This window comes from Anaerostipes butyraticus (assembly GCF_016586355.1).
Taxonomy (GTDB): Bacteria; Bacillota; Clostridia; order Lachnospirales; family Lachnospiraceae; genus Anaerostipes; species Anaerostipes butyraticus.
On record NZ_BLYI01000064.1, the window covers coordinates 1 to 330 of the forward strand.

The following is a 330-nucleotide window of genomic DNA, read 5'->3' on the forward strand; positions in this document are numbered from 1 at the left end:
GGTTCGAGCCCGGCTCGGGGAGTTGGGAAGCGTGAGAGCGCTTCAGGAGAGGCCGTGAAGCGGCCATGAAGATGAGGCTCCATGGTCAAGTGGTTAAGACACCGCCCTTTCACGGCGGTAACACGGGTTCAAATCCCGTTGGAGTCATAACAGATTGTTAATAGAGTGTTATCTCAAATATGCCGTTGTGGCTCAATTGGCAGAGCAGCTGATTTGTAATCAGCAGGTTACCGGTTCAAGTCCGGTCAACGGCTTAACGGGGACCTTTAGCTCAGTTGGTTAGAGCAATCGGCTCATAACCGATCGGTCCGGGGTTCGAGTCCCCGAGGG

Annotated in this window: 2 tRNA genes; both read left to right on the forward strand. The window is 54.2% G+C overall.

The features are described 5' to 3' along the window. The first annotated feature begins 75 nt into the window (after positions 1-75). A tRNA-Glu gene (locus tag JMF81_RS14290) sits at positions 76-147 on the forward strand. 34 nt (positions 148-181) lie between these two features. Next, a tRNA-Thr gene (locus JMF81_RS14295) sits at positions 182-254 on the forward strand. Positions 255-330: the final 76 nt, after the last annotated feature.